The 22,616-nt window shown below is 38.6% G+C and carries 17 protein-coding genes; 8 read left to right on the top strand and 9 right to left on the bottom strand.

What is annotated here, in order from left to right; genetic code table 11:
- Window positions 1–18 precede the first annotated feature (18 nt).
- The 4 genes from AN486_RS02305 to AN486_RS02290 form a co-directional block, all read right to left on the bottom strand.
- Window positions 19–1,386: an NAD-dependent succinate-semialdehyde dehydrogenase gene (locus AN486_RS02305; protein WP_053541152.1), complete on the bottom strand. Its 1,368-nt coding sequence runs from the start codon at window positions 1,384–1,386 to the stop codon at window positions 19–21.
- Between the two features lie 259 nt (window positions 1,387–1,645).
- Entirely contained in the window at window positions 1,646–3,274 is a 1,629-nt protein-coding gene (locus AN486_RS02300) for an adenylate/guanylate cyclase domain-containing protein (RefSeq protein WP_053537686.1), read from the bottom strand.
- Between the two features lie 314 nt (window positions 3,275–3,588).
- Window positions 3,589–4,470, bottom strand: a complete 882-nt coding sequence (ylqF, locus tag AN486_RS02295; protein WP_039201498.1) for a ribosome biogenesis GTPase YlqF — start codon at window positions 4,468–4,470, stop codon at window positions 3,589–3,591.
- Window positions 4,471–4,494: 24 nt separating this feature from the next.
- Window positions 4,495–4,890 carry a VOC family protein gene (locus AN486_RS02290; RefSeq protein WP_053537687.1) on the bottom strand — a complete coding sequence of 132 codons (396 nt, stop codon included), beginning with the start codon at window positions 4,888–4,890 and terminating at the stop codon, window positions 4,495–4,497.
- Between the two features lie 884 nt (window positions 4,891–5,774).
- On the opposite strand from AN486_RS02290, the gene AN486_RS02285 reads away from it, so the two are divergent.
- The 3 genes from AN486_RS02285 (at window position 5,775) to AN486_RS02275 (ending at window position 9,636) form a co-directional block, all read left to right on the top strand.
- On the top strand, window positions 5,775–6,644 hold the full coding sequence (locus AN486_RS02285) for a lipid kinase (protein ID WP_053537688.1): 870 nt from the start codon (window positions 5,775–5,777) through the stop codon (window positions 6,642–6,644).
- Window positions 6,645–6,854: 210 nt separating this feature from the next.
- Window positions 6,855–7,460 (top strand): exopolysaccharide biosynthesis protein, encoded by a 606-nt coding sequence (locus tag AN486_RS02280; protein ID WP_053537689.1) that lies wholly within the window; start codon window positions 6,855–6,857, stop codon window positions 7,458–7,460.
- Window positions 7,461–8,037: 577 nt separating this feature from the next.
- A complete protein-coding gene (locus tag AN486_RS02275) occupies window positions 8,038–9,636 on the top strand; it encodes an Hsp70 family protein (protein ID WP_290599043.1) in 1,599 nt (532 codons plus the stop codon).
- A 75-nt stretch (window positions 9,637–9,711) separates the two neighbouring features.
- On the opposite strand, the gene AN486_RS02270 is transcribed toward AN486_RS02275, so the two are convergent.
- The 3 genes from AN486_RS02270 to AN486_RS02260 all read right to left on the bottom strand — a co-directional run bounded on the left by AN486_RS02270 (window position 9,712) and on the right by AN486_RS02260 (window position 11,519).
- Window positions 9,712–9,963 carry a hypothetical protein gene (locus AN486_RS02270; protein ID WP_027403629.1) on the bottom strand — a complete coding sequence of 84 codons (252 nt, stop codon included), beginning with the start codon at window positions 9,961–9,963 and terminating at the stop codon, window positions 9,712–9,714.
- Window positions 9,964–10,113: 150 nt separating this feature from the next.
- Complete coding sequence (locus AN486_RS02265; protein WP_027403630.1) at window positions 10,114–10,536, bottom strand: M48 family metallopeptidase; 423 nt, start codon at window positions 10,534–10,536, stop codon at window positions 10,114–10,116.
- Between the two features lie 626 nt (window positions 10,537–11,162).
- Window positions 11,163–11,519, bottom strand: coding sequence for an iron-sulfur cluster assembly accessory protein (locus tag AN486_RS02260; protein WP_027403631.1), 357 nt, complete (start codon window positions 11,517–11,519; stop codon window positions 11,163–11,165).
- Between the two features lie 66 nt (window positions 11,520–11,585).
- On the opposite strand from AN486_RS02260, the gene AN486_RS02255 reads away from it, so the two are divergent.
- The 5 genes from AN486_RS02255 to AN486_RS02235 all read left to right on the top strand — a co-directional run bounded on the left by AN486_RS02255 (window position 11,586) and on the right by AN486_RS02235 (window position 16,467).
- Window positions 11,586–11,765 (top strand): hypothetical protein, encoded by a 180-nt coding sequence (locus AN486_RS02255; protein WP_168466657.1) that lies wholly within the window; start codon window positions 11,586–11,588, stop codon window positions 11,763–11,765.
- Window positions 11,766–11,816: 51 nt separating this feature from the next.
- Window positions 11,817–13,433 (top strand): hypothetical protein, encoded by a 1,617-nt coding sequence (locus tag AN486_RS02250; protein WP_053537691.1) that lies wholly within the window; start codon window positions 11,817–11,819, stop codon window positions 13,431–13,433.
- A gap of 335 nt (window positions 13,434–13,768) precedes the next feature.
- Window positions 13,769–13,939 (top strand): CopG family transcriptional regulator, encoded by a 171-nt coding sequence (locus AN486_RS02245; protein ID WP_190384048.1) that lies wholly within the window; start codon window positions 13,769–13,771, stop codon window positions 13,937–13,939.
- A 195-nt stretch (window positions 13,940–14,134) separates the two neighbouring features.
- A complete protein-coding gene (zds, locus tag AN486_RS02240; RefSeq protein ID WP_290599036.1) occupies window positions 14,135–15,589 on the top strand; it encodes a 9,9'-di-cis-zeta-carotene desaturase in 1,455 nt (484 codons plus the stop codon).
- Window positions 15,590–16,023: 434 nt separating this feature from the next.
- Window positions 16,024–16,467, top strand: a complete 444-nt coding sequence (locus AN486_RS02235) for an SRPBCC family protein (RefSeq protein ID WP_039201249.1) — start codon at window positions 16,024–16,026, stop codon at window positions 16,465–16,467.
- A 36-nt stretch (window positions 16,468–16,503) separates the two neighbouring features.
- Here AN486_RS02235 and pgmB read toward each other — a convergent pair whose 3' ends face one another.
- Window positions 16,504–19,395, bottom strand: a complete 2,892-nt coding sequence (gene pgmB, locus AN486_RS02230; RefSeq protein ID WP_053537694.1) for a beta-phosphoglucomutase — start codon at window positions 19,393–19,395, stop codon at window positions 16,504–16,506.
- A 240-nt stretch (window positions 19,396–19,635) separates the two neighbouring features.
- Complete coding sequence (locus tag AN486_RS02225; RefSeq protein WP_290599032.1) at window positions 19,636–22,053, bottom strand: sucrose synthase; 2,418 nt, start codon at window positions 22,051–22,053, stop codon at window positions 19,636–19,638.
- Window positions 22,054–22,616: the final 563 nt, after the last annotated feature.

The raw sequence follows: 22,616 nt of genomic DNA, 5'->3' as shown, positions 1-22,616 counted from the left end.
TGCGTTTCAAAAAAACAATCATTTCACCCAAACTGTCTTGATATTCACAAATTCATGAATACCTTGAATACTCAATTCTCTACCATAACCAGAACGCTTAATTCCCCCAAAAGGTAAACGAGGATCAGACTTAACCATGCTGTTAATAAATACTGCCCCGGCTTCAATTTCTTGAATTAGGCGATTTTGTTCTTCTGTATTTGTTGTCCATGCACTTGCACCCAAACCAAAGGGACTATCATTAGCTAATTTAATTGCCGCTTCGATATCAGGAACTCGGAATAATAATGCCACAGGTCCAAAAAATTCCTCTTGGGCAATTGGTGTATCTACAGGAATATCTATGATAATTGTGGGCGGATAAAAGTTCCCCGACATTTCTGTTAAAGGATGTCCACCTGTGAGGACTTTACCACCACTTTTTACCGCATTTTTAACTTGTTGGTCTAATTCTTGGAGAATATCGGGAGTTGCCAATGGTCCCAAATCTGTATCTGCTGCCATTGGATTACCAATTTTCAAAGCTTGAAATTTTTCTAACAGCAGTTTTTCAAATTGATCAGCCACAGATTCAGCAATTATAAAGCGTTTCGCAGCAATACAAGATTGTCCATTATTTAACATTCTCGCTGTTACTGCGGTGCTAACTGCTGTTTCTAAATCGGCACTTTCTAAAACAATAAATGGGTCACTACCCCCCAATTCTAAAACAGTTTTTTTGATTTGTTTCCCAGATGCAACGGCGAGGGATACACCGGCTGGTTCACTACCTGTCAAGGTTGCGGCTTTGATGCGATCATCAGCCATCAAATTGGCAACTTGGGCAGCACCAATTAACAATGTTTGAAATACACCTTTGGGAAAGCCGGAACGGTTGATAATATCTTCGATCGCCAGGGCGCACTGTGGCACATTGGAAGCGTGTTTGAGTAGCCCCACATTGCCTGCCATGAGTGCTGGTGCAGCAAACCGGAAAACTTGCCAAAATGGAAAATTCCAAGGCATGACGGCGAGAATTACCCCTAAAGGTTGATATTTTACAAAACTATGACTAGCATCGGTTTTAATGGTGACATCAGCTAGAAAACTAGGGGCATTTTCGGCATAATAACGACAAACCAGGGCGCATTTTTCAACTTCTGCGATCGCCGCTTTTAATGGTTTACCCATCTCCAGGGTCATCAATTTCCCTAAATCTGCCTTTTCTTGGTCTAAAATAGTTGCTACTTGTTCTAACCAGTGCGATCGCTCTACAAAACTCGTCTGACGATATCCTTCAAAAGACTTTCCTGCTAAATCCAACTTGGCAAGAATTTCTGTATCTTTTAGTGGCTCAAAAGTTTTGAGCGTTTCCCCAGTGGTGGGATTAATAGTAGCTATAGCCATAACCTGACCTCCCATTAAAAAATAGTTTGAGGTAGTTTACCAGTCTTACACACATTCACTACAGAAGCTAACACGAAAATTGACTTGGAGGGAAAATAATGAAAATAATTTGTCATTAAATCAATACCTCGCCAATTTGCCAATAGTATGCCAAAAGCCTATAAAATTGTCACAATATCAACAGGATTTTTGGATAATATTGTAAATTACGCTCTATTCCAGATTACCCACTACCCATTACAGCACATCGTCAGCAATATTATAGTTCATACATTTTAGTTTGATATAGCTTAATGGAACGATCAATTCCTTTAAAACGATAAGCTCCGATATCAAAAAAATCAGATTTTTCTGACAACATATTATAAGTAACTTCACTAATTACACATTCACCAGGAGAACAAATAGTCTCCATCCTAGCTGCCAAATTAATTGTCGTTCCTAAAGCAGTATAATCCACCCTCTGAGAACTACCAACATCACCAACTACAGCTTTACCACTGTTAATAGCAATCCGTAATTGTAAAGGTTCTTGCCAAAAATGATTAGCATTGAGATGTTTTAACCGAGTTAGCATTCCCTTCGCTGAGGCAACTGCCCTATCTGCATGACCTGGATCTGGGTCAGGAGCGCCAAAAAATGCCATAATACAGTCACCAATGTATTTATCTAAGGTACCACTATACAAAAATACTTCTTTCAACATTTCTTCAAATAAATTATTTAATAATTGAGCAATTTCTGTAGGTGTCAATCGTTCAGAAATTGCCGTAAAACCGACTAAATCTGCAAATAAAATACTAATTTCATTTTCTCTAGGCGCTAAACGTCCATCAGGAGAACCACCAACAGCTATCAATTGTTGGACAACAGCCGGAGAATGGTATCTTTCTAAACGATGACGAATTACTTCTTCATTTTTGAGTTTGTCTACTAACAACGAACGTTGCACGCTAGAAGCTACAATATTAGCCAAAGCTGAAAAAAAGCTGAGTTCTTCTTCCCCTTCGCTTTCCCAATGAGATGAAGACAGACTAGCATCAGCATAGAGAACTCCAATTACTTTGTGTTCATCCCATAATGGGACAGCCATAGCACTACGAATACCTTTAACTAAAATACTTTTCTCCCTAGAAAAACGTTGATCAGATTGAGTATCGGCACTTTGAATAGCAATTTTTTCTGCAAATACTTTTTGACAAATACTGCGACTAATCCAACTACCATCTGTAGCTAAATGTTCTTGTTCGGAAATATTTCTAGTGGCAGAATTTATTAACTCTAAATTACCATAATCATCGATTTTTACTAATAGGGCTAATCGGTCAATACTATCAAGATAACGAAAAACCACCTGTTGTACTTGGAAGAAAATTTCCTCAATAGATGCAGCAGCACAAAGATTTTTAGCTATATCTACCAAATCTTTAAGACGAGCAATAGTTTCATTTTGATTATTGTTATTGCTATTAATAGTATTAGCACTTATCCATTGTTGTTGTAGTTCCTCAACATTCCGAAAAATTGTTTTTTGTAGTTGAGTATTGACCTTTTCTAAAAATATATTAGTATTACCATTTGTATTTATATTTTTGAATTTTACTAATAATTTAATGTTGCCCAAGGAAATTACATCATTATTAGCTAATTCTTGGATACCCGTAATCAAATACTGATTAACTTGCGTACCATTTTTACTACCTAAATCCTGAATAGTCCACACATGATCAGAACTTTTGACGATTCGCGCATGATTGCGAGAAATTCCTTCAATGGGTAATACCATGTCACATTCTGGCAACCGTCCAATCATAAATACATCTTTATCTACTGGAACTAATGTTTCGGTATGTCCTTCTTGCTGGAAAACGAGGGTAAGTTGATTCATGACTGTTATATCAGGCTCGAAGCTAAGGGCGCAAGTATCAGTGCAATTATACTGTAAACGGTTCATAGTTTAACCAAATATGAAACCCCTCTGGTAAACCTCTCCAGTATTAGGGAACACCAAAAAATAAATTACCCCCTTTAATCTCCCGGATGCTTTGGGAAGGTGGGGGGGTAGGGGAGGTGGGGGGGGTAGGGGAGGTGAGGGGGTAGGGGAGGTGGGGGAGGGGGTTAGGTTTCTGGAGATTATCGGTTTCATCTAATACTTTTCAAACACCCTCTAATGCTAATTTTGAAAATATCACAAATTAGTATTTAAAATGGTGGTAATTCTAAGGAAATATTACCCAAAAGTCCTTTCCGAAAATCGGTGATCATTTGTCTGGCAGCACGTTCTACATCACCTTTATAACGATGTTCTGCTAAGACTTGTAAGTAGTCTTCTCCTGTGTGGATGATGGAATCTATCTCATACCGTGACAGTAATGGATGTGGTGGTAATAAATGAGAATGTGTTTCCTGAAGTTCGTTAAGTATATCTACGAATGCTGCGGCTATGAGTTGATTGTCATAAGCTGCTTCACCAATATCGTCACAAATAGCTAATTTGACGGCTGCGGCTTGGCTGTCCAGTCTGGCAGGAATGACACCAGGGGCATCCAGTAATTGTAATTGATCAGAAATTCTTACCCACCGCAGTTGCCTAGTAACACCGGGACGGGCAGCGCTTTCTACGACTCGTTTTCCTATCAACCTGTTAATTAAGGCTGATTTACCGACATTGGGAAAACCAATGACGACAGCCCGGACGGGACGGGGTAACATTCCTCTGTCTGTGCGGCGTTGGTTAAGTTCAATACCTGCTGCTTGGGCGGCTTTGGCTATGGCGGTGACACCTTGACCATGTTGGGCGTTGGTAAAATATGGAACTTCGCCTTGATTTTTAAACCACTCTATCCAGCGCGATCGCACTTGTGGCAAAATCATATCTACCCGGTTGAGTACCAATATCCTGGCTTTTGTCCCCACCCATTCATTCATTTGGGGGTGATTTGTAGTTATAGGAATACGGGCATCTCTTACTTCTAAAACCACATCAACCCGTTTTAGCTGTTCTTTGAGATTTTTTTCAGCTTTGGCAATGTGTCCGGGATACCATTGAATCAAATTTAATTTGTAATTTTGTGTGATTGACATTTATTGTTTGTTAGTTGTCATTGGTCATTGATCATAATATTTGCCTGGTCCCTGTTGATGAGATTGATGTAAAATTAAACGGTTGCCGTCGGGGTCGTAGGCATAAATTTCTTGTCCGTGAGAAGCTATAGAAATGTCTCTTTGTGAGGTACAGCCTAAATATGTCAGGTGAGATATGGCAGTTTCTAAATTATTCACTTCCAAACATAAACTGAGCGGACTTTGGGAATTAACAACAAATTCTGGCTCATTTGTTGATTTAGGTTTAAAAATACCTAACTTTAAACCAGCAATGTGAAACTCAGCATAGATATGGGGAATAAGTTTCTTTGGTTTTTGTTCTAGTAATTGAGTATAAAAGCTGACTATATTATCAAAATTAACTGTGGCTATAGTAACGATAACACTATTATATTGCATATTTATATTTACCATAGATTTGTCACAAGAGCGCAGTTAATTCACTCTTACAGCAGAATTCACCGAGTCAGGGTTAAATAAGGCACTCTTTTTAGCATACTACTGTTCTCTACTCTTGCACAACTGTGAGCGATCGTTAACTTTTTTCTTAGAAGTCATGATCTTGCGAGTAATATCCTCTAGTTGCTATGTATTCGTTTAAGTAAGTGAACAAAATAAAAATGAGGGGTATTGCGTTTTTTAAAATGGCTGAAACTCAATCAGAATCTCGTATTGAGACAACTTTACATACCGTTATATACCTTTAAATTTTTCTGTTCACCTACTTATGTTCAATAATTATCTAAAAGATTTGGATTTAATGTGGGGGTAGCGCCCCCGTGCCTACCCCGGTATTTGGGGCAACCACGGGGGGTTTGCCCCTACAAAATTATTGGTTTAGAGATTTTTAAAATTTTTAAGGTTTCAATGTCATGAAACCTTAAAATGAGAATTGCTCTAAAATCAAAGATTTGGGCATACAAAGCTCAAAAAGCGATGGGAAGATGTTTTTCAATGTTTTGTAAAATTGTTAATGAACTCATATTTATTTTGGGTTGCAAAACTGCCACTATTCTATATCAATAAAACCAAGTCAAAATATTATTAAATAATAGATATTCTAGATATTTCTTTAGATAGATATAAATAAGTCGGGAATATTTTTATTCAAACTAAATAATGATTACTATAGACAAAACCAAATAATTGATGCTCCGTTATACTAGAACCATATTACTGTATTGTATAATCAGTTAAGTCTCAACCTTTTAATCATCCTGCACTGAGATTTTCAGTAAATTGATGTAAATAATTCCATATACAAACTACAAAAGGCAGCTAAAATGAGTATCCGCGCACTATTGTTAGTAAATAGTAATTCCCGTAAAGGACAAGAACGTTACCAAGAAGCGATAAATTGTTTCAATAAATTGGGTTTAGAGATAATTACAGAATCTACAGAACATCCAAATCAATTAGGTGATTTGATTCGGCATTATCAACAAGAAATAAATTTGGTAATTGTGGGTGGCGGTGATGGTACACTTAATGCTGCTATTGAGGCGATAGTTGAGACTCAATTACCTTTGGGTATTTTACCATTAGGAACTGCTAACGACTTAGCAAGGACTTTAGGAATTCCTAACTCTTTAATAGAAGCGTGTCAAATTATTGCTTCTGGAAAGTTACGGAGGATTGATTTAGGTTCTGTAAATGGCAAATATTTTTTTAATGTGGCTAGTTTGGGGTTAAGTGTAAAAATTACTCAACAATTAACTAAGGAAATTAAACGGCGTTGGGGTATATTTGCTTATGCGGCAATTGCATTCCAAGTAATTTGGAAATCCCGCCCTTTTAGTGCAGAAATTCGCATGAATGATGAATCAATTTATGTTAAAACTGTGCAAATTGCTGTGGGTAATGGTCGCTATTATGGTGGGGGGATGGCTGTAGTTCACGATGCAGCTATAGATGATCAAAGGCTGGATCTTTATAGCTTAGAAATTGATCATTGGTGGCAAATTCTGCCTTTGCTGCCGGCTATGCGTCAAGGACGACATATTCATTCGCCAAATGTTCGCGCCCTGGAAGGTCAGGAAATCACAGTATACACTCGCAGACCCCATTCTATTAATACAGATGGAGAAATCACCACCCATACTCCGGCTGTGTTTCGGGTTGTTCCTCAAGCGATCGCTGTTTTAGCTCCCTAACTATCATCTTAAACTATGATTTACCTGATTCATCTGATTTACTTGATGATATCTTGACTATTATTTATGTAATTAAACAGCAGGTTGCCAGTCAACGAGGTAAAAAATCAACATCAAAACTCCTATCTGTCAACAAGTAAGCATCTAGAGGGGTTCACTCCTCAATTTTGCTGTATTATAAGAATCACAAAAATCATTAAAATCATAGCTATGAATTTACGCTTTTCTCAAGAAATTAAATCTCTTCTAGAACGTTTAAGTGAACAGCCGCTAACTTTAGGTGATATCCTCGCAGAAACTTCTGAACGGGGGTTTAGCTTGGTAATCACATTACTAGTATTACCTTTTTTATTTCCTATGCCTCCAGGCTTGACTAGTCCTTTAGGCGGTGCTTGTTTATTATTATCATTGCAAATGGTTTTAGGAAGAAAAACGCCTTGGCTACCCAAAAAAATTGCTAATTATAAATTTCCCAACGCTTTCGCTAAAATCATCTTACAAAATCTGCGTCGTGTTACCAGGATATTAGAAAAAATTGCCCGTCCCCGATTACAAAAAGTCGCTAATCATGCTTGGATTTGGCGATTTAACGGGCTGTGCATCTCTTGGTTAACAATATTATTAATTTCCCCCATTCCTTTTACCAATCCTATTCCGACTGTGGGGATTTTACTTTTAGCCGTTGCGACCATTGAATCGGATGGTTTACTAATGTGTATTAGCTATATTGCTACTCTTTTAATTACTATACTATTTGGTTTTATTGGTTATGCCCTATGGTTAGCCCCCAATTTACTGCCTGCTATTTTCAAATAAAATTTTTGACATTTCCTATGACAAGTTGCTAAAATAGAAATCCCAAAGCCAAGAAAAACCCCCAACTAAAAGCTGAGGGTAATAGTTTAATTAAGGTGCATCTACTATTTGAGTATCCATTGCCTGTCTTCCTCCATCCGGATAGTTTGGGTGGAACTTTGATTTTTCTATGCTGCTAAACTACCAGATCCCCGACTTCTTTAAGAAGTCGGGGATCTAATATCTTAAATGTAGCACGGCTAACCATGCGGCTGATAGTAACCCAGCAATACTCAAAGTTACGCCACTAAAAGGATTTTTAACAGCCACGTTTTCGGCAAAAGTCCAAGTAAATTGGGTGCTTTTACCGTCAACTTTAATATCATCAGGAGTAATCCCACTGGCAAAATCAGCTTAAAAAAAATAATAATAGTGAACTTTGGAGTAATTGAGTACCAAATTGCAGTAATTCCTGGGGATGTGATGAACTACCCCGTTTATTCTAGTAATAGGTGGTGGGTAATTGGTAATTGGTAATAAGTAATTATCCCCTGTCCCCTTGCATCCTGTTCTCTATTTTCTGAAATAATATTAAGATATGGCGATCGCTATTGATTTTGGCACAAGTAACACAGTTATCACTCGTTGGAATCCTGTCACTCAACAAGCAGAAACCCTGAATTTGCCTGGGTTATCAGCGCAACAATTCCTCAACCCACCACTAATACCCAGCTTAGTTTATGTAGAAAATGCCAGTGCGGAGACAATTATAGCTGGACAACAGGTGTGCGATCGCGGTTTAGATATAAAAACTGATCAAAGATTTTTCCGTAACTTTAAACGCGGAATCGGTGCAGATATTCAGGGTTTTTTACCAGAACTGGATGGTAAAAACATTACCTTTGAACAAGTAGGAAAATGGTTTTTAAGCCAGGTAATTGCCGAATTAGCCATCCTGGAAGGGAACATAGATTCCTTAGTTTTAACTGCACCTGTAGACAGCTTTGAAGCCTATCGTTACTGGTTAGGGAAAGTTTGTCAATCACTACCCGTCGCACAAATACGAATGTTGGATGAACCCACCGCTGCGGCTTTAGGGTATGGTTTAGCAGATCAAGGAACTCTCTTGGTTGTTGACTTTGGTGGAGGAACATTAGATTTGTCTTTGGTAAGCTTAGATCAGGGGAAACAGGCTAAAACCAAACCTTTAGGATTTCTCCTTAAATGGGGTGATAAAACTCTAGGTGAAGATTCTAAACAAAAGCCTAAAACAGCCCGTGTATTAGCTAAAGCAGGGCAAAATCTCGGCGGAACTGATATTGATAATTGGATAGTAGATTATTTTGCAAAAACCCAGGGATTACCAGTTAGTTCTCTCACCGCACGACTCGCAGAACGAGTGAAAATTCAGTTATCTACCCATGATCAAGCTAGTGAAGTTTATTTTAATGATCAAACTTTTGAAAGTTATGAAATGGATCTTGATCGTTACACCTTTGAAAATATTTTGAAAGAAAACGGATTTTTCGATAAGCTGCATGATTCAATGATGACATTACTACAGCAAGCGCGACGCTATGGCATAGAAATTGATGATATTAATGCAGTATTATTAGTTGGTGGAACTGTACAATTACCAGTGGTGCAGACATGGATAGAACAATATTTTGAACCAGAAAAAATCCGTCGTCGTCTGCCTTTTGAAGCGATCGCACATGGTGCATTACAAATCACCCAAGGCATAGAAATCAAAGACTACCTTTATCATAGCTATGGTGTGCGTTATTGGGATCGCCGTAATCAACGTCATAGTTGGCATCCTATCATTAAAACCGGACAACCTTACCCCATGACTCAACCCGTAGAATTAGTTTTAGGTGCTTCCGTAGACAATCAACCCAGCATTGAGTTAATTATCGGGGAATTAGGTGCAGAAAAAGGTGCGACAGAGATATACTTTGATGGCGATCGCTTAATTACTCGTCAGCTTGATACTCGTGTAACTACTGTTAAACCCCTTAATGATAGTGTAAATGCCAGTAAAATCGCCAAACTCAAACCTCCAGGATTTCCCGGCAGAGATCGCATTAAAATCTATTTTCAAGTAGATGAACAAAGGTTTTTAAGAATTACAGTTGAAGACCTATTAACCAACAACACCTTGGTAGAAAATCAACTTGTGGCGCAATTAAGTTGATTATAGCGGTTTTTTTCCATTGCTATGCAATATAGAGTGAAAATTACACGCTTCTGCAAGATTAATGAGTAAAATTTACGATAACTCATTTTTAGTCAGCTTTTTAGATACCCAGCTAATAATACCACTAAGTAACGCACCGCCCATCAATATACCAATAGCGGGGTTAAATACTGGTATCCACAGTTGGTGCCACAAATCTAATCCCAGGTTAATTCCAGAAGCATCACCGATCACGGCTATCACAAGCCACCCAAAACCAAAAATTACGAGGAAAACATCAGCAACTAATATGAAATTAAGCCAGTTTAATAATTTGTCTTTCATTTTGATTAGTTAGTTGTCAGTTGTCAGTTGTCAGTTGTCCATTGTCCGTTGTCCGTTGTCCGTTGTCCGTTGTCCGTTGTCCGTTGTCCGTTGTCATCAGTAAAATTCCGCTCCCCCTACTCCCCCTACTCCCCCTACTCCCCCTACTCCCTATTCTTCAAATAACCATTTTTTAACTTTGGCTAAATTTTTCCAATCAGGTTTTCTGGTTAAACCATCTTCAATGCTATTTTTGACTTCTTCTTGCCATTCTTCATTGACAAATATCAATTGTTGTGCTACGTCAATGTGTTCCCGCAAACCTTTTTGACCTGTTTCTAGCATAGCTAAGGCTAGATTAATTCTGCCTTGTGGGTCTTGGGGATTGAGTTTCACGGCTTTATTAGCAGCGTTAAAAGCTAATTTACCTTTGTTATCAAGAAGATATAACCAAGCTAAACAAATCCAGGCTGAACTGGCTTTAGGAGAGCGATCGCATACCTCTTTAAATACAGGAATCAAGGATTCTACAGATTCTCCAGCTTTATAACGTTCTAAACCTGTATCAAACAGGGAATCAATTGTATTAGTCATTTGTCAGTTGTCAGTTGTTAGTTGTCAATTGTAAATCAGGGGTTTTCGCGTCAAGCTTAATAATTTATGGGAAAGATTGCTTCTCTATATTCCTGGTGCAAACAAATATTCTAACTTCTAACTCAGTGAATCCTCACAATATTATCAGAAATCAGGCTTAAACCCCCGGAATTGACACCTAAAAATCCCAAAAGTTTTTAGGTGTTAATGTCTTTTAAGCCGGGGATGTACGCGAAGCGTTCCCGAAGGGTAAGCCGTGTGAGGGATAAATCTCCCAGCGACTTATGATGTTATAGTATTTTTAACAGGAAAGGTAATCAACCTGTATAAAAACCTAACTGCCCAACGGTAATCTGTACCTTGAGAATTAAATCTATGCGGTTCTACTGCATTGTTCACGTTTTCTCCCTAGCAGTAGGTAAAAGATTTATACAGAGCGTGACGAATCAGAATTTTGAAACAGGAAAGTTTCAAGTTAAACAGGACTTGCAGCAATGCAACTACGGTCGGGCAGACCGAAAGTTAACGCTTGGGGAGAGTCCCATCTCTGAGGTAGATAACGCAAGGAGTCTAGTTTAAGTGGTCTCGTTGAACCAAGAATCCCCGTGTCTTTAGACAGGGGAGTGTCAAACGCCGAAAGACTTACCGCAACCACAAGTTTGGGCAGCATTGGGGTTAGTGAATTGGAAACCACCACCAATCATGGCATCACTATAATCCAGCATTAAGCCGTAAAGGTAAAGTAGACTTTTGCGATCGCTAATAATTTTGAAGCCATCATAATCGAAAACCTCATCATCAGGGGTAATCTTGCTGACATCCTCAAAATCCATCATGTAAGACATTCCCGAACAACCACCTTGTCTAACTCCCACCCGCAAGCATAAATCTTGCCCTTGCTTATCTTGAAGAGACTTCACCTGACGCAATGCCGATTCAGATAACAGAATTCCCCGTTGTTGAGTTTGAGTTGCTTGGGTCATAAATTTTTAACTCCTGAACTAGTTTTATCAATATTCCAGTAGGCATTCTTGTACCTCTGGGTTGCTATGAATGTTTTTGTATTTATTTTAGCGACATTACGACGGCAAAAAAGCATAAGAAGATGGGAAGATGGAAAGATAGGAGAAAATTTTAGAATAATCCCCTCTCTATCAAGTGTTGTTCCTTTGTCAGCAACCTCAGATTTTTATCCTAGAATTGAGGGGTTAGGTGTGTTGAAAGATTAACCATTCCCGAAATTCCCATTCTCAATCGCTTTGTTTTGATTCACTTACTCTATGACAAGTTTTAATCGCTCTACCAGTCGCCGGTTGCAGAAATTAACCCAGATTCCTTCTGTATGGGAGGGCGATCGCCGTCCACTGTCATCACCACACACCCCATTTACAGATCCAGATACCAAAGGAGACTGCATTCTTTGGGTAGATGCCTCAGAAGGCATTGTTAGAGGCATAGACATGATAGATCCCGCCCTGGGTCCAGAAGCCATTGTGCGTACCCTCATGCGGGCAATAGAACATCCCCAAAGCCCAGCCAAACCCGGTAGACCACAAAGAATAGTTGTGCGCGATCGGGAAATTCAATTTTACCTGCGCGGAGTCTTACAGGATTTAGACATTGCCATTGACTACGTACCGGAATTACCCATAATTGACGAGCTATTTCGCTCTTTTGCCGAAGTCATTGATAGCCAAACTCCCGACTTACCACCCAAATACGCGAAACTCCTCCATGATAAAGCCTTAGAAGTCTGGCAAACTGCCCCTTGGAGATTTCTAGAAGAACAGCAAATTTTATCCATAGAAATCAATCAATGGGATGTAGAAAAACTTTATGCCTCCGTCATGGGAATGTTGGGCATTGAATATGGCATTTTGTTTTATCGTTCGGAAGATTCCCTCAAACGGTTTCGGGCTGCTGTTTTAGCTGACGAAGATGAACTAAATCAAGATTTAGAAGAAGCCTTCCTCAAACAAGATTGCCTATTTCTCACATTTGACTCCCTGCATGACAACGAAGATGATGATCCGGGTAATTTGGCACAAATGCCCCTGTCCGAAATTCAACCCACCTTCGGCAATATTCACCCCCTAGAAGGGTTACGTTCCGTTTTGTATGAAGAAGAAGCACTACTCAGTTTTGTTGCCGTAGAAAGTTTATTGCGGTTTCTCCGTGACCACCATCGGCAATTATACGACGAAGATTTTCTTACCCTGAGCCAACGTTATCGAATTTCTCTACCAGAACCCGGCAACAATCGCAAATCCTTAACTGTCACTGTCTCTACCATGCCAGAGTTGACAGCAGAACTAGAGGAAATGGCTGGTTTTGATTTAGATGACGAAGATGAAGACGACGAAGATGATTCCATATTTGAAGCATTAAGAGACGACTTAATCCCAGAAGATGCTTTCATGAGTTTGGGTGTCTTACCCTGGGAAACATTAGATTACCTGCGTCAAGCACCTAATTACCAAGCAGCAGGGGAATTTGAACAAGTCGGTGATGGTTTACCTGTGATTGTCATTCAAACCTCCCGTCCCAAAGCTAAAGGGATTATTGAAAATATTCAAGCCGCTGGAGGATTAAACGCCATCTGCTTTCACACCGTCACAGATCCAGTAGATGATGATCTATACGACTTAGGTTTATTGCAAACGCATAACAGTGAATTATTTTTGTTTGGGCAATTTTTAGATGACGACCCAGTGCATATAGAAGCCAAGCGAAAATGGCATCAGCGGTGTCAAAATACTCAAGGATATTGTGGGTTAATTATTGCCAAAGGATTGACTGGAACTTCTCGTGGTAATCCCCAGTTAAGAGATATGATGGCTTTATTAGAAGCTCATGTACTTTCCTCGGAAGAATTAGGCTTGGAAACGGTTGACTAAATAAATAGATATACCTAGAATTTATAAATTAAATTACAGGATATCTATAACAATCCAATTTTGTTTTTGTAAGATTGTCCTGATCTATTTTCTTCCCTGTTCCCTATTTACACATTGATAGGTCGAATCAATGGCAATCAGGCTCAAATTACCAGGAATTTCCAGTATTCAAGCAAGGTTATCGCCAAATTTATTTGGGTAAGTAGTTGACAAACTGAAAATTTTAAATAAGATTAGTGTTTTTGTTACATTTTTAATTCAGACTAACTTTCATAGTCTCATTTTTGCTTTGAGTGACCAGACTCTCTAAATCAAGTTAATATACAGCAAAGTGCATGATAATGACAAACAAGAAATGGGCGGTTAAACGCATAACAGTGAATCTAGCTACACAAGAAGCGGAAAAACTAGAAAAATATTGTCAACAGACAGGTAGACCAGCAACAGATGTGATTCGAGAACTGATTAGAAGTCTCCCTCAAGGGGAAGATGTGACAGGAGGGTGATAGACGACAGGGAGTAGGGAGTTGGGGGAGTGGGGGGAGTGGGGGGAGTAGGGGAGTAGGGGGAGTAGGGGAGTTGGGGAGTTGGGGAGTTGGGGAGTTGGGGAGAGGAATTTTACTGATGACAACTGACAACTGACTAATGACAACTGACTAATTCAGTTACAATTTGTAAAGAAACTGAACAAGGAAGAGGGAATGCGCGTTGCAATTGTGGGTGCGGGATTAGCAGGGTTAGCAACTGCTGTAGATTTAGTAGATGCTGGCTGTGAAGTAGAAATTTTCGAGTCTCGTCCGTTTGTGGGGGGTAAAGTTAGCAGTTGGGTAGATGGTGACGGTAACCATATTGAAATGGGGCTGCACGTCTTTTTTGGCTGCTACTACAATTTGTTTGAGTTGATGGAGAAAGTGGGGGCTGGTGATAATTTACGCTTGAAGGAACATAGTCATACTTTTATCAATAAAGGTGGACAAACTGGGGCATTAGATTTTCGCTTTTTCACGGGTGCGCCTTTTAATGGATTAAAGGCGTTTTTTACCACTTCTCAACTTTCGTTACGGGATAAATTCCAAAATGCGATCGCCCTGGGGACTAGCCCAATAGTTCAAGGTTTGGTAGACTTTGATGGGGCAATGAAAACTATTCGCAAATTAGATAAAATCAGTTTTTCCGACTGGTTCTACAGTCACGGAGGCAGTAAAGGCAGCATCAAACGTCTCTGGAATCCTATTGCTTACGCCTTGGGATTTATAGATTGTGATCATATTTCCGCCCGGTGTATGTTGACAATTTTCCAGTTTTTTGCTGTCCGAACAGAAGCTTCAATTCTGCGAATGCTCGAAGGTTCACCTCATGAATATTTACACAAACCTATTGTTAAGTATTTAGAAGAAAAAGGCACAAAAATATACACCCGTCGTCAAGTCAGAGAAATTCAATTTGCTGAGTCTGGAGAACAAACCCAAGTTACAGGGATATTAGTTGCCCAAGGTGATACAGAAGAAGTGATCACTGCTGACGCTTATCTATGTGCTTGTGATGTTCCGGGAATTCAACGAGTTTTACCCCAACCTTGGCGGAAATGGCCAGAATTTGATAACATTTATAAGCTAGATGCTGTCCCCGTCGCTACAGTACAGCTACGTTTTGATGGTTGGGTGACAGAACTACAAGATGAGGAAAAACGGGGTAAAGGCGGAGTGACACCACCCTTACAGGCAGCAGGTATAGATAACTTATTGTATACCGCTGATGCTGATTTTTCCTGTTTTGCTGATTTGGCTTTAACTAGTCCCGCCGATTATTATCGTCCTGGAGAGGGTTCATTGTTACAACTGGTATTGACACCGGGAGATCCTTTCATTAAACAAAGTAATGAAGCGATCGCTAATCACGTCCTCAAACAAGTGCATGAACTATTTCCCTCTTCAAGAGACTTAAACATGACTTGGTACAGTGTCGTCAAACTAGCTCAGTCTTTGTACAGAGAAGCACCAGGAATGGATGTCTATCGTCCTGATCAAAAAACACCTGTTCCTAACTTTTTCCTAGCTGGAAGTTACACACAACAAGATTATATTGACAGTATGGAAGGAGCAACAGTTTCTGGAAAACGTGCGGCTAAAGTAATCCTTGAAAGTGGGAAGAAATAGGGGTAGGGAGTAGGGGGAGTAGGGGGAGTAGGGGGAGTAGGGGAGTAGGGGGAGTAGGGGGAGTAGGGGGAGTAGGGGGAGTAGGGGGAGTAGGGAGAGCAGGGAACAGTTTAATCACCCAATGACCAATTACCAATTACCAATGACCAATGACCAATTACCAATTACCAATTACCAATTACCAATTACCAATTACCAATTACCAATGACCAATGACCAATGACCAATGACCAATTACCAATTACCAATTACCAATTACCAATTACCAATTACCAATTACCAATGACCAATGACCAATGACCAATTACCAATTACCAATTACCAATTACCAATTACCAATTACCAATGACCAATGACCAATGACCAATTACCAATTACCAATTACCAATGACCAATTACCCATTACCAATCTAAAATCTAAAATCTAAAATCCTATGAGTGAATTGTTAGAACACAGCGTCCAAGTAGAAGTAGAAATTCCCATAGAACTAGCATGGGAATTGTGGTCTGACTTAGAGCAAATGCCTAAATGGATGAAATGGATTGATTCGGTGACAATTTCTCCAGATAACCCAGAAATTTCCCTGTGGAAACTAAGTACAGGAGGGTTAGAATTTGCTTGGAAATCCCGAATTACTAAAATGATTCCTAATCAAATTATTCAATGGGAATCGGTTGATGGTTTACCAAATCAAGGGGCTATTCGGTTTTATGATCGTCATGAGATGAGTGTTGTGAAAATGACAGTTTCCTATGCTATTCCTGGATTAATTGGTAAACTTATGGATAACTTATTTTTAGGAAAAGTGGTAGAATCCACAATCCAGGCAGATTTGGAAAGGTTTAAAGAATATGCCTTGAATGTGAAAACCAATTAAGTGTAAAATTGAACGTCAAAAAAATTCATTCTCCCATTACTCTCTGCGCCTCTGCGCCTCTGCGTGAAACAAATTCTTAATCAGTTCATCCCATTTGACTCCTGCTAAACTAGGCAAAACCACATCAGCATCCCCTACCCTCTCCTCTGGTCCCAAGCCTACTACCCACATATTTGCTGCTTTAGCGGCTGTAATACCTACGGCTGCATCTTCAAAAACCACACATTCATCTGGGGGAATTCCTAACTGGTTGGCGGCATTAAGAAATAAATCTGGTGCTGGTTTGGCAGCTTGGACAGTATCACCATCAGTAACAACATCTACCCTATCACCAATTCCCAATTTTTCAATCACCATGCGGGCATTTTTACTAGCAGAACCAATGGCGATTTTGATCCCAGCTTCATGCAATTCAGCCAACAAAGCCACAGCCCCCGGTAATAAATCTGCGGGTGTAATATTATGAATTAGTTCTACATAATAATTATTTTTCCGAGCCATCATTTCCTGAATTTGCACTTCTGAATATTCTCTATTACCAATAATCAACATCAGAGAAGCGTGACGAGATACACCCCGCAAGGATTCATTAATTTCTCGATTAAAAAATAAACCTTCCTCATTAGCTAACTTTTGCCAAGCTTGGTAATGATATTCTGCGGTATCAGTCAACACGCCATCTAAATCAAAAATCACGCCCCGGATGTTAGTTTTTCCTGCCTTTGGTAATTCCTGACGCAAATCAAACTCGTGCCATTTACCATGCCACTGTAACTTAAATTTCAGCCTTGTCCAAGTTGGGGGTAAGTGAGGATGGGCGACTGGGACATTTTCCCGAAATTGAATACCACCGAAACCGAATACTACAGCTTGCCAAATGCCTCCAGCACTAGCGCCATGTATCCCATCTTGGGTATTTCCGCGTTTATCTTCTAAATCTACCATTGCCGCTTGCATAAAGCATTCGTAAGCCTCCTGTGATTTGCCCAAATCTGCGGCTAAAATGGCGTGAATGGCAGGTCCCAAGGAAGAACCATAACTAATATCTGTGCGGGGAGCGTAATAGTCCCAATTTATCTGTAATGCTGACTGATTGTAGGGAAAATCACCAGATTCTCGCATCAAATACAGAAGCATTAATACATCTGGTTGTTTAATTACTTGTCCTTGATTGGTTTTTTCCATCCCCAAAATAGTTTGGATGGATTTTTCTCGCGGTTCACAAGCGGCTAAGTTAATATCATCTAGTTGAAAAAATCCCTCACATTGCTCAATTAGTAAGGTTTCTGGGTTGTGAATAATGAGAATTTTAGCGATCATTCCTCGCCAATGTGTGAGGACTTCGGAGGTGATTTGTAATTTTTGCTCAAGTTTTATAGCTACTTCTGGGAAAGTGGAATGCAACCAATTATAGATGAATAAAGATTTTTCTAAATGCCATTGAACCATCCGATTTGTAAAACAATTGTTATGAACTGATTCGTGATATTCATCTGCACCAATAACTCCACGAATTTCATAACATTCTAATTGGGGATTAAATTCAACTCGACTACTCCAGAAAATGGCGGTATCTAAAATAATTTCCGCACCATAATCTCGCATCCACTCATTATCTTCTGTCACTTGCCAATAATACCAAATGGCGTAAGCAATATCCGCACTAATATGAATTTCTCGATCACGACACCATATACGGATATCTTCGGCATAAAAGTCACTTCGTAGTGACCAGCGCGGTGTGGCTTCATCTCCAGTTACCGCACTTTCCCAAGCAAACATCGCCCCCTGATACCCATAATGGGCGGCTTTACGTCGCGCTCCTGGTAAAGTATGATAACGGTAACTGAGTAAATTACGGGCTAAATTTGGTTGGGTAAAGGTAAAAAATGGCAGAATAAAAATCTCTGTATCCCAAAAGATATGACCGTGATAACCAAAGCCGGATAGGGTTTTTGCTGGTATACTAACTTGATGATTATTTCTAGGTGCAGCAATTAGTAACTGAAACAGATTGTAACGCACTGCAAAAGCCGCTGTAATATCCCCTTCAATAATAATATCACTTTGTTGCCAAACTGTGTCCCAGGCTTGGGCATTGGCATCAATTAAGGTTATGTAATCTGGTAAACTTACGAGTTTTTCTTTAGCGGCTGCAACTGGTTCTGCAACTTCATTAGATGTGAAAATACTCACAATCTTTACTATAGTAATCGTCTGTTGAAATTGACTTATCACCGTTGCATTCAGGCTAGGATAACCAGGAGTGGTATTAATTTGGAAGTCTGTGTTATTTCCCGAAATATTTATTTTTGCCGCTATACCGAAATCTATGCGGCTATTACGAGTGCGACTATGCAACCAGAATCCTTGTGTAGTTTTACCTTGATCTAATCCTTCCCAGTGATTGAATCCTTGATTTTCTGAATAGCTGTTTACACTTGCTTGAATTTCAATTAAACCATCAAAATTTACTGGTGTTAGTTGGCAACTTTGTCCTACTATATGTTGATCAGCTAAACTAGCAAAGCGTTCAAAATGGATATCTATAACTTTGCCATTGGGACTACACCAACGTAAGCAACGACTGAGAATGCCATGATGTAAGTCTAGTTTACGGTGATATTTTAAGGTTTTACCTTGATCAAGGCGAAAGCGTTCTCCCTCAATTATAACTGTTAATGGTAGCCAATCTGGACAGTTAACGAGTTCGGTGTAAACTACGGGAACATCATCGTAAACACCGTTAATAAATGTCGCTGATAATGCACGGGGATAGCCTTCTTCAAATGTTCCTCTTGTGCCTAAATAGCCATTACCTATGGTGAAAATGGTTTCTCGGCTGTGCAAATATTCGGGATTAAACTGGGTTTCAGTTAATACCCAGTCTGTATAGCTAAGGTTACGAAACTGGTCTTTTTTATCCATGATTTTGGATTAGTTATTTTTGTTTTTTTAATATTTAAAATTTACGTAGGTTGGGTTGAGGCACGAAACCCAACAAACTCCTGTAAATTAAACCCAACAAACTCCTGTAAATTAAATCCAACAAACTTCTGTAAATTAAATCCAACAAACTTCTGTAAATTAAATCCAACAAACTTCTGTAAATGTTGGGTTTCACTTCGTTCTACCCAACCTACAATTTTCTACAATTCTCTACAATTTTTATTTTTGCTGATGAATGTGTTCTGATAAAATATTGTCGGCGATAGGTTTATAAAGGAGATGAAATAAACTTTCCATGTAACGATCTCTAGCTTCGTTATCTTCGGGATAAACGAAGTTCCAAAAACTAAACATTTTGGCTAATAACAACAGTTGATTTGTGTGGGAATTCCAGTTATATTTATGGCGAATGCGCTCAATCATCCATTGAGAATTTTCTAGCCAATATTCTGGATAATTATGGCATTTTTCTAAGAAATTAGTAATTGTTTTGGCTGTTCCTTCTAGGTCTGTGGGATTGAGATTAAATCCTTTATTGTGATTTTCAATAATTTCTAATGAACCACCAAATTGAGTTGTAAAAGTTGGTAATCCAGAAATCATTGCTTCTAAAACACTTCTGCTAAAGGATTCATAAAGGGCAAAGTGAATATAAATTCCTTGAAAATCGGCAATTACACGATAGGTTTCCGCGATATCGCTTAAAGGAAGACGCATTCCTAACCAGCGAATTTTATGGTGAAGATGATATTGATGAATAATCGCGTGAATTTTTTCTATTTCTTGAACTTCTTCTGGGTTTGTTCCTGAATCTGGATGCAGTTTACTGGTTAATAAAATTAGGTTACATTGTTCTTGTAATTCTTGACTTTTACCGAAACATTCAATTAAACCTGTGAGATTTTTGATTGAGGTAATAGGACTAACAGAAAATATCGGTTTTTTATGAGGATGTTCTAATTTACCGAGAATTTGTGGGTGTTCTGTCTGAAAAATCAGATTTTGGATATGTTGACGACGGTGGGATTCTCTATTGGTTGTTTCGTTGTAGGGAAAAAATATATTTTCACTAACTCCTGGGGGAACCATGTTGAATTTAGGACTAAATAAATCAATGCCATCAATTACATGATATAAGTTGGGCATGGTGAAACATTTATAAGATTCATATTGTCCCATTGTATCTGGTGTACCGACAATCTCCTGATAGGACGATGTGATGATAAAGTCTGCGGCATTCATGCTGATTAAATCAGCGGTAAATTGGGCAGAAAAATGATATTGTGATTCTAAATCTTGCCAATATAAGTTACTAAATAGAAACTTAGGTTTCTCTAGGGAATGGGCAATATTACATTGGGTAACTTTCATTTTTCGGGAGAGAATAAAAGCGACTAAGTTACCATCACTGTAATTACCAATAATTAGATTTGGCTTGCATTGAAATTGTTTTAGAAGTTCTGTTTCGGCAGCCAGGGCAAATTTTTCTAAGTAAGGCCAAATTTCAAATTTAGAAATCCAGTTGTTGGTAATTTCTGGTTGAGATTCTACAAAAGGAACGCGCAAAATCCAAGCATTTTCTGTACCATCAACTTTTTCTAATGGTAAGTTACAAAATGTGCCTTCGCAATTGGGAATCAGTCGGGTTAATATAATGATATGGGGTTTAATTCCTAATGTATCTAAACCTGCAAGTTCAATTTCTGCTCGCATTTTGTTTTCTAAACTGCGGGCTTGTTCTAAAACATAAATAACCTGTCCTAATGTTTCATCTCTTCCTAAAACATCTTCTTGTGCAACCCAACCATGGATGGAAATGAGGACGACGCGGAAAACTGCACAAATGCGAGAAACAAAGGTTTCTAAAATAGCAGCTTCGGGATTATCCATGAGTTTTTCGAGAAGTTCTAAGGTTTCTCTAACTCTGGCTGCATTGTTACCCCAACCTGGTTCTAAGCCGAGTGATTGGAGATGAAAACCAAATTTTATGTATGGTGTATCGGGGGATAAGTGACTAACAAATTCTAAAGCTAGTTTGATTTGTTTGGTTAGTTGTAATCCTGAATGAATGTGATTACTAATTAATAGGCTGATGCCATTATATTCTAATCTTTGTAGTGATTGAAATAATGCGTCAATCCAATATTCAGGATCTGTCAATGATTGATTACAAAAATAATGATTGAGAACGGTTAAACCTTGTCCGATATTTCGAGAATCACTAATTTTTGGTGCTGCTGGGTAAAAGGGATGAAGATCAATTTCTAAAATGTGGGGTTGGTAACGGTTGACTAAGCGATCGCTCACATCTAATAATGCTTTGGGTGTCATTAAGTCAAACTTGGTCAAATCAGCGGTTAATAACCATACTTCTTGACTCGCAATTTTTGGTCTAAGGACAAACCAAGTATTTTCACTATCCAGAATTATTTCATGGGTGTACTGAATAAATGTTCCTAGTGAGGAAGAGTGATAAAAATAAGCAGGTTTTTGGAATTGGTGACAATAATCTGCAAAGGCTTGTAAAATCTCGTTTCTTAGAAAGTAACGTTTATGATTATTACCCAATCCTAAGATAAACTCACCTAAAGCATTTTTTTCATCACTGTTAACAATAGTTTGCGCTAATTTATACATTTTATATTACCAAACTCTAGCGAAAGTCAGAATTATTGATATGCTGTGCCAAGTTAATCGTAAATAAGTTACTCAATCATTTACTTCTAACTAAAGGATGAACCCTAAAATCATCTTATAGATAGAGAAATATCTATTCGCTACAGCATAGTTCTGAAGTATATTAATTACCATTTTGTAAATCTTACTTGTGACACTTCTTTAAGAGTCCATTAAAATAAGAATTAAATATTACATATACAAATATTACTCAATTCAGCAAAACATGAATACTCATATCCTCAACGAATTTTGTAGGTTGAGTATGTCGTGATGAGGTGTAACTAATCTAGCCAAAAAATTGAAAATGAATTTGTGACCTTATGCCAGATTTAATTTTGTAAATATCCCTTGTGCCACTATTTGAATAGTCATACACGCTAAATCAATTTTGATTTAATGCTTTGTAAACACTGCTTGTGACAGTATTCAGATAGTCATGCAACACTGAAGTACATTTTACCTACAGTTTTGTAAATACCCCTTGTGACAGTATTTAAATAGTCATTTAATTCGTAATTTGT

The organism is Anabaena sp. AL93 (genome assembly GCF_001672085.1).
GTDB classification, from domain to species: Bacteria; Cyanobacteriota; Cyanobacteriia; order Cyanobacteriales; family Nostocaceae; genus Dolichospermum; species Dolichospermum heterosporum.
Note: the sequence above shows the minus strand (reverse complement) of the source record. Positions and strands in the feature narration are given on the sequence as shown.

Bases quoted from the DNA above. Each gene is read 5' to 3' on its own strand.
- AN486_RS02305 (WP_053541152.1), bottom strand. From the start codon at position 1,386: ATGGCTATAGCTACTATTAATCCCACCACTGGGGAAACGCTCAAAACT.
- AN486_RS02300 (WP_053537686.1), bottom strand. From the start codon at position 3,274: ATGAATCAACTTACCCTCGTTTTCCAGCAAGAAGGACATACCGAAACA.
- ylqF (WP_039201498.1), bottom strand. From the start codon at position 4,470: ATGTCAATCACACAAAATTACAAATTAAATTTGATTCAATGGTATCCC.
- AN486_RS02290 (WP_053537687.1), bottom strand. From the start codon at position 4,890: ATGCAATATAATAGTGTTATCGTTACTATAGCCACAGTTAATTTTGAT.
- AN486_RS02285 (WP_053537688.1), top strand. From the start codon at position 5,775: ATGAGTATCCGCGCACTATTGTTAGTAAATAGTAATTCCCGTAAAGGA.
- AN486_RS02280 (WP_053537689.1), top strand. From the start codon at position 6,855: ATGAATTTACGCTTTTCTCAAGAAATTAAATCTCTTCTAGAACGTTTA.
- AN486_RS02275 (WP_290599043.1), top strand. From the start codon at position 8,038: ATGGCGATCGCTATTGATTTTGGCACAAGTAACACAGTTATCACTCGT.
- AN486_RS02270 (WP_027403629.1), bottom strand. From the start codon at position 9,963: ATGAAAGACAAATTATTAAACTGGCTTAATTTCATATTAGTTGCTGAT.
- AN486_RS02265 (WP_027403630.1), bottom strand. From the start codon at position 10,536: ATGACTAATACAATTGATTCCCTGTTTGATACAGGTTTAGAACGTTAT.
- AN486_RS02260 (WP_027403631.1), bottom strand. From the start codon at position 11,519: ATGACCCAAGCAACTCAAACTCAACAACGGGGAATTCTGTTATCTGAA.
- AN486_RS02255 (WP_168466657.1), top strand. From the start codon at position 11,586: ATGAATGTTTTTGTATTTATTTTAGCGACATTACGACGGCAAAAAAGC.
- AN486_RS02250 (WP_053537691.1), top strand. From the start codon at position 11,817: ATGACAAGTTTTAATCGCTCTACCAGTCGCCGGTTGCAGAAATTAACC.
- AN486_RS02245 (WP_190384048.1), top strand. From the start codon at position 13,769: ATGATAATGACAAACAAGAAATGGGCGGTTAAACGCATAACAGTGAAT.
- zds (WP_290599036.1), top strand. From the start codon at position 14,135: ATGCGCGTTGCAATTGTGGGTGCGGGATTAGCAGGGTTAGCAACTGCT.
- AN486_RS02235 (WP_039201249.1), top strand. From the start codon at position 16,024: ATGAGTGAATTGTTAGAACACAGCGTCCAAGTAGAAGTAGAAATTCCC.
- pgmB (WP_053537694.1), bottom strand. From the start codon at position 19,395: ATGGATAAAAAAGACCAGTTTCGTAACCTTAGCTATACAGACTGGGTA.
- AN486_RS02225 (WP_290599032.1), bottom strand. From the start codon at position 22,053: ATGTATAAATTAGCGCAAACTATTGTTAACAGTGATGAAAAAAATGCT.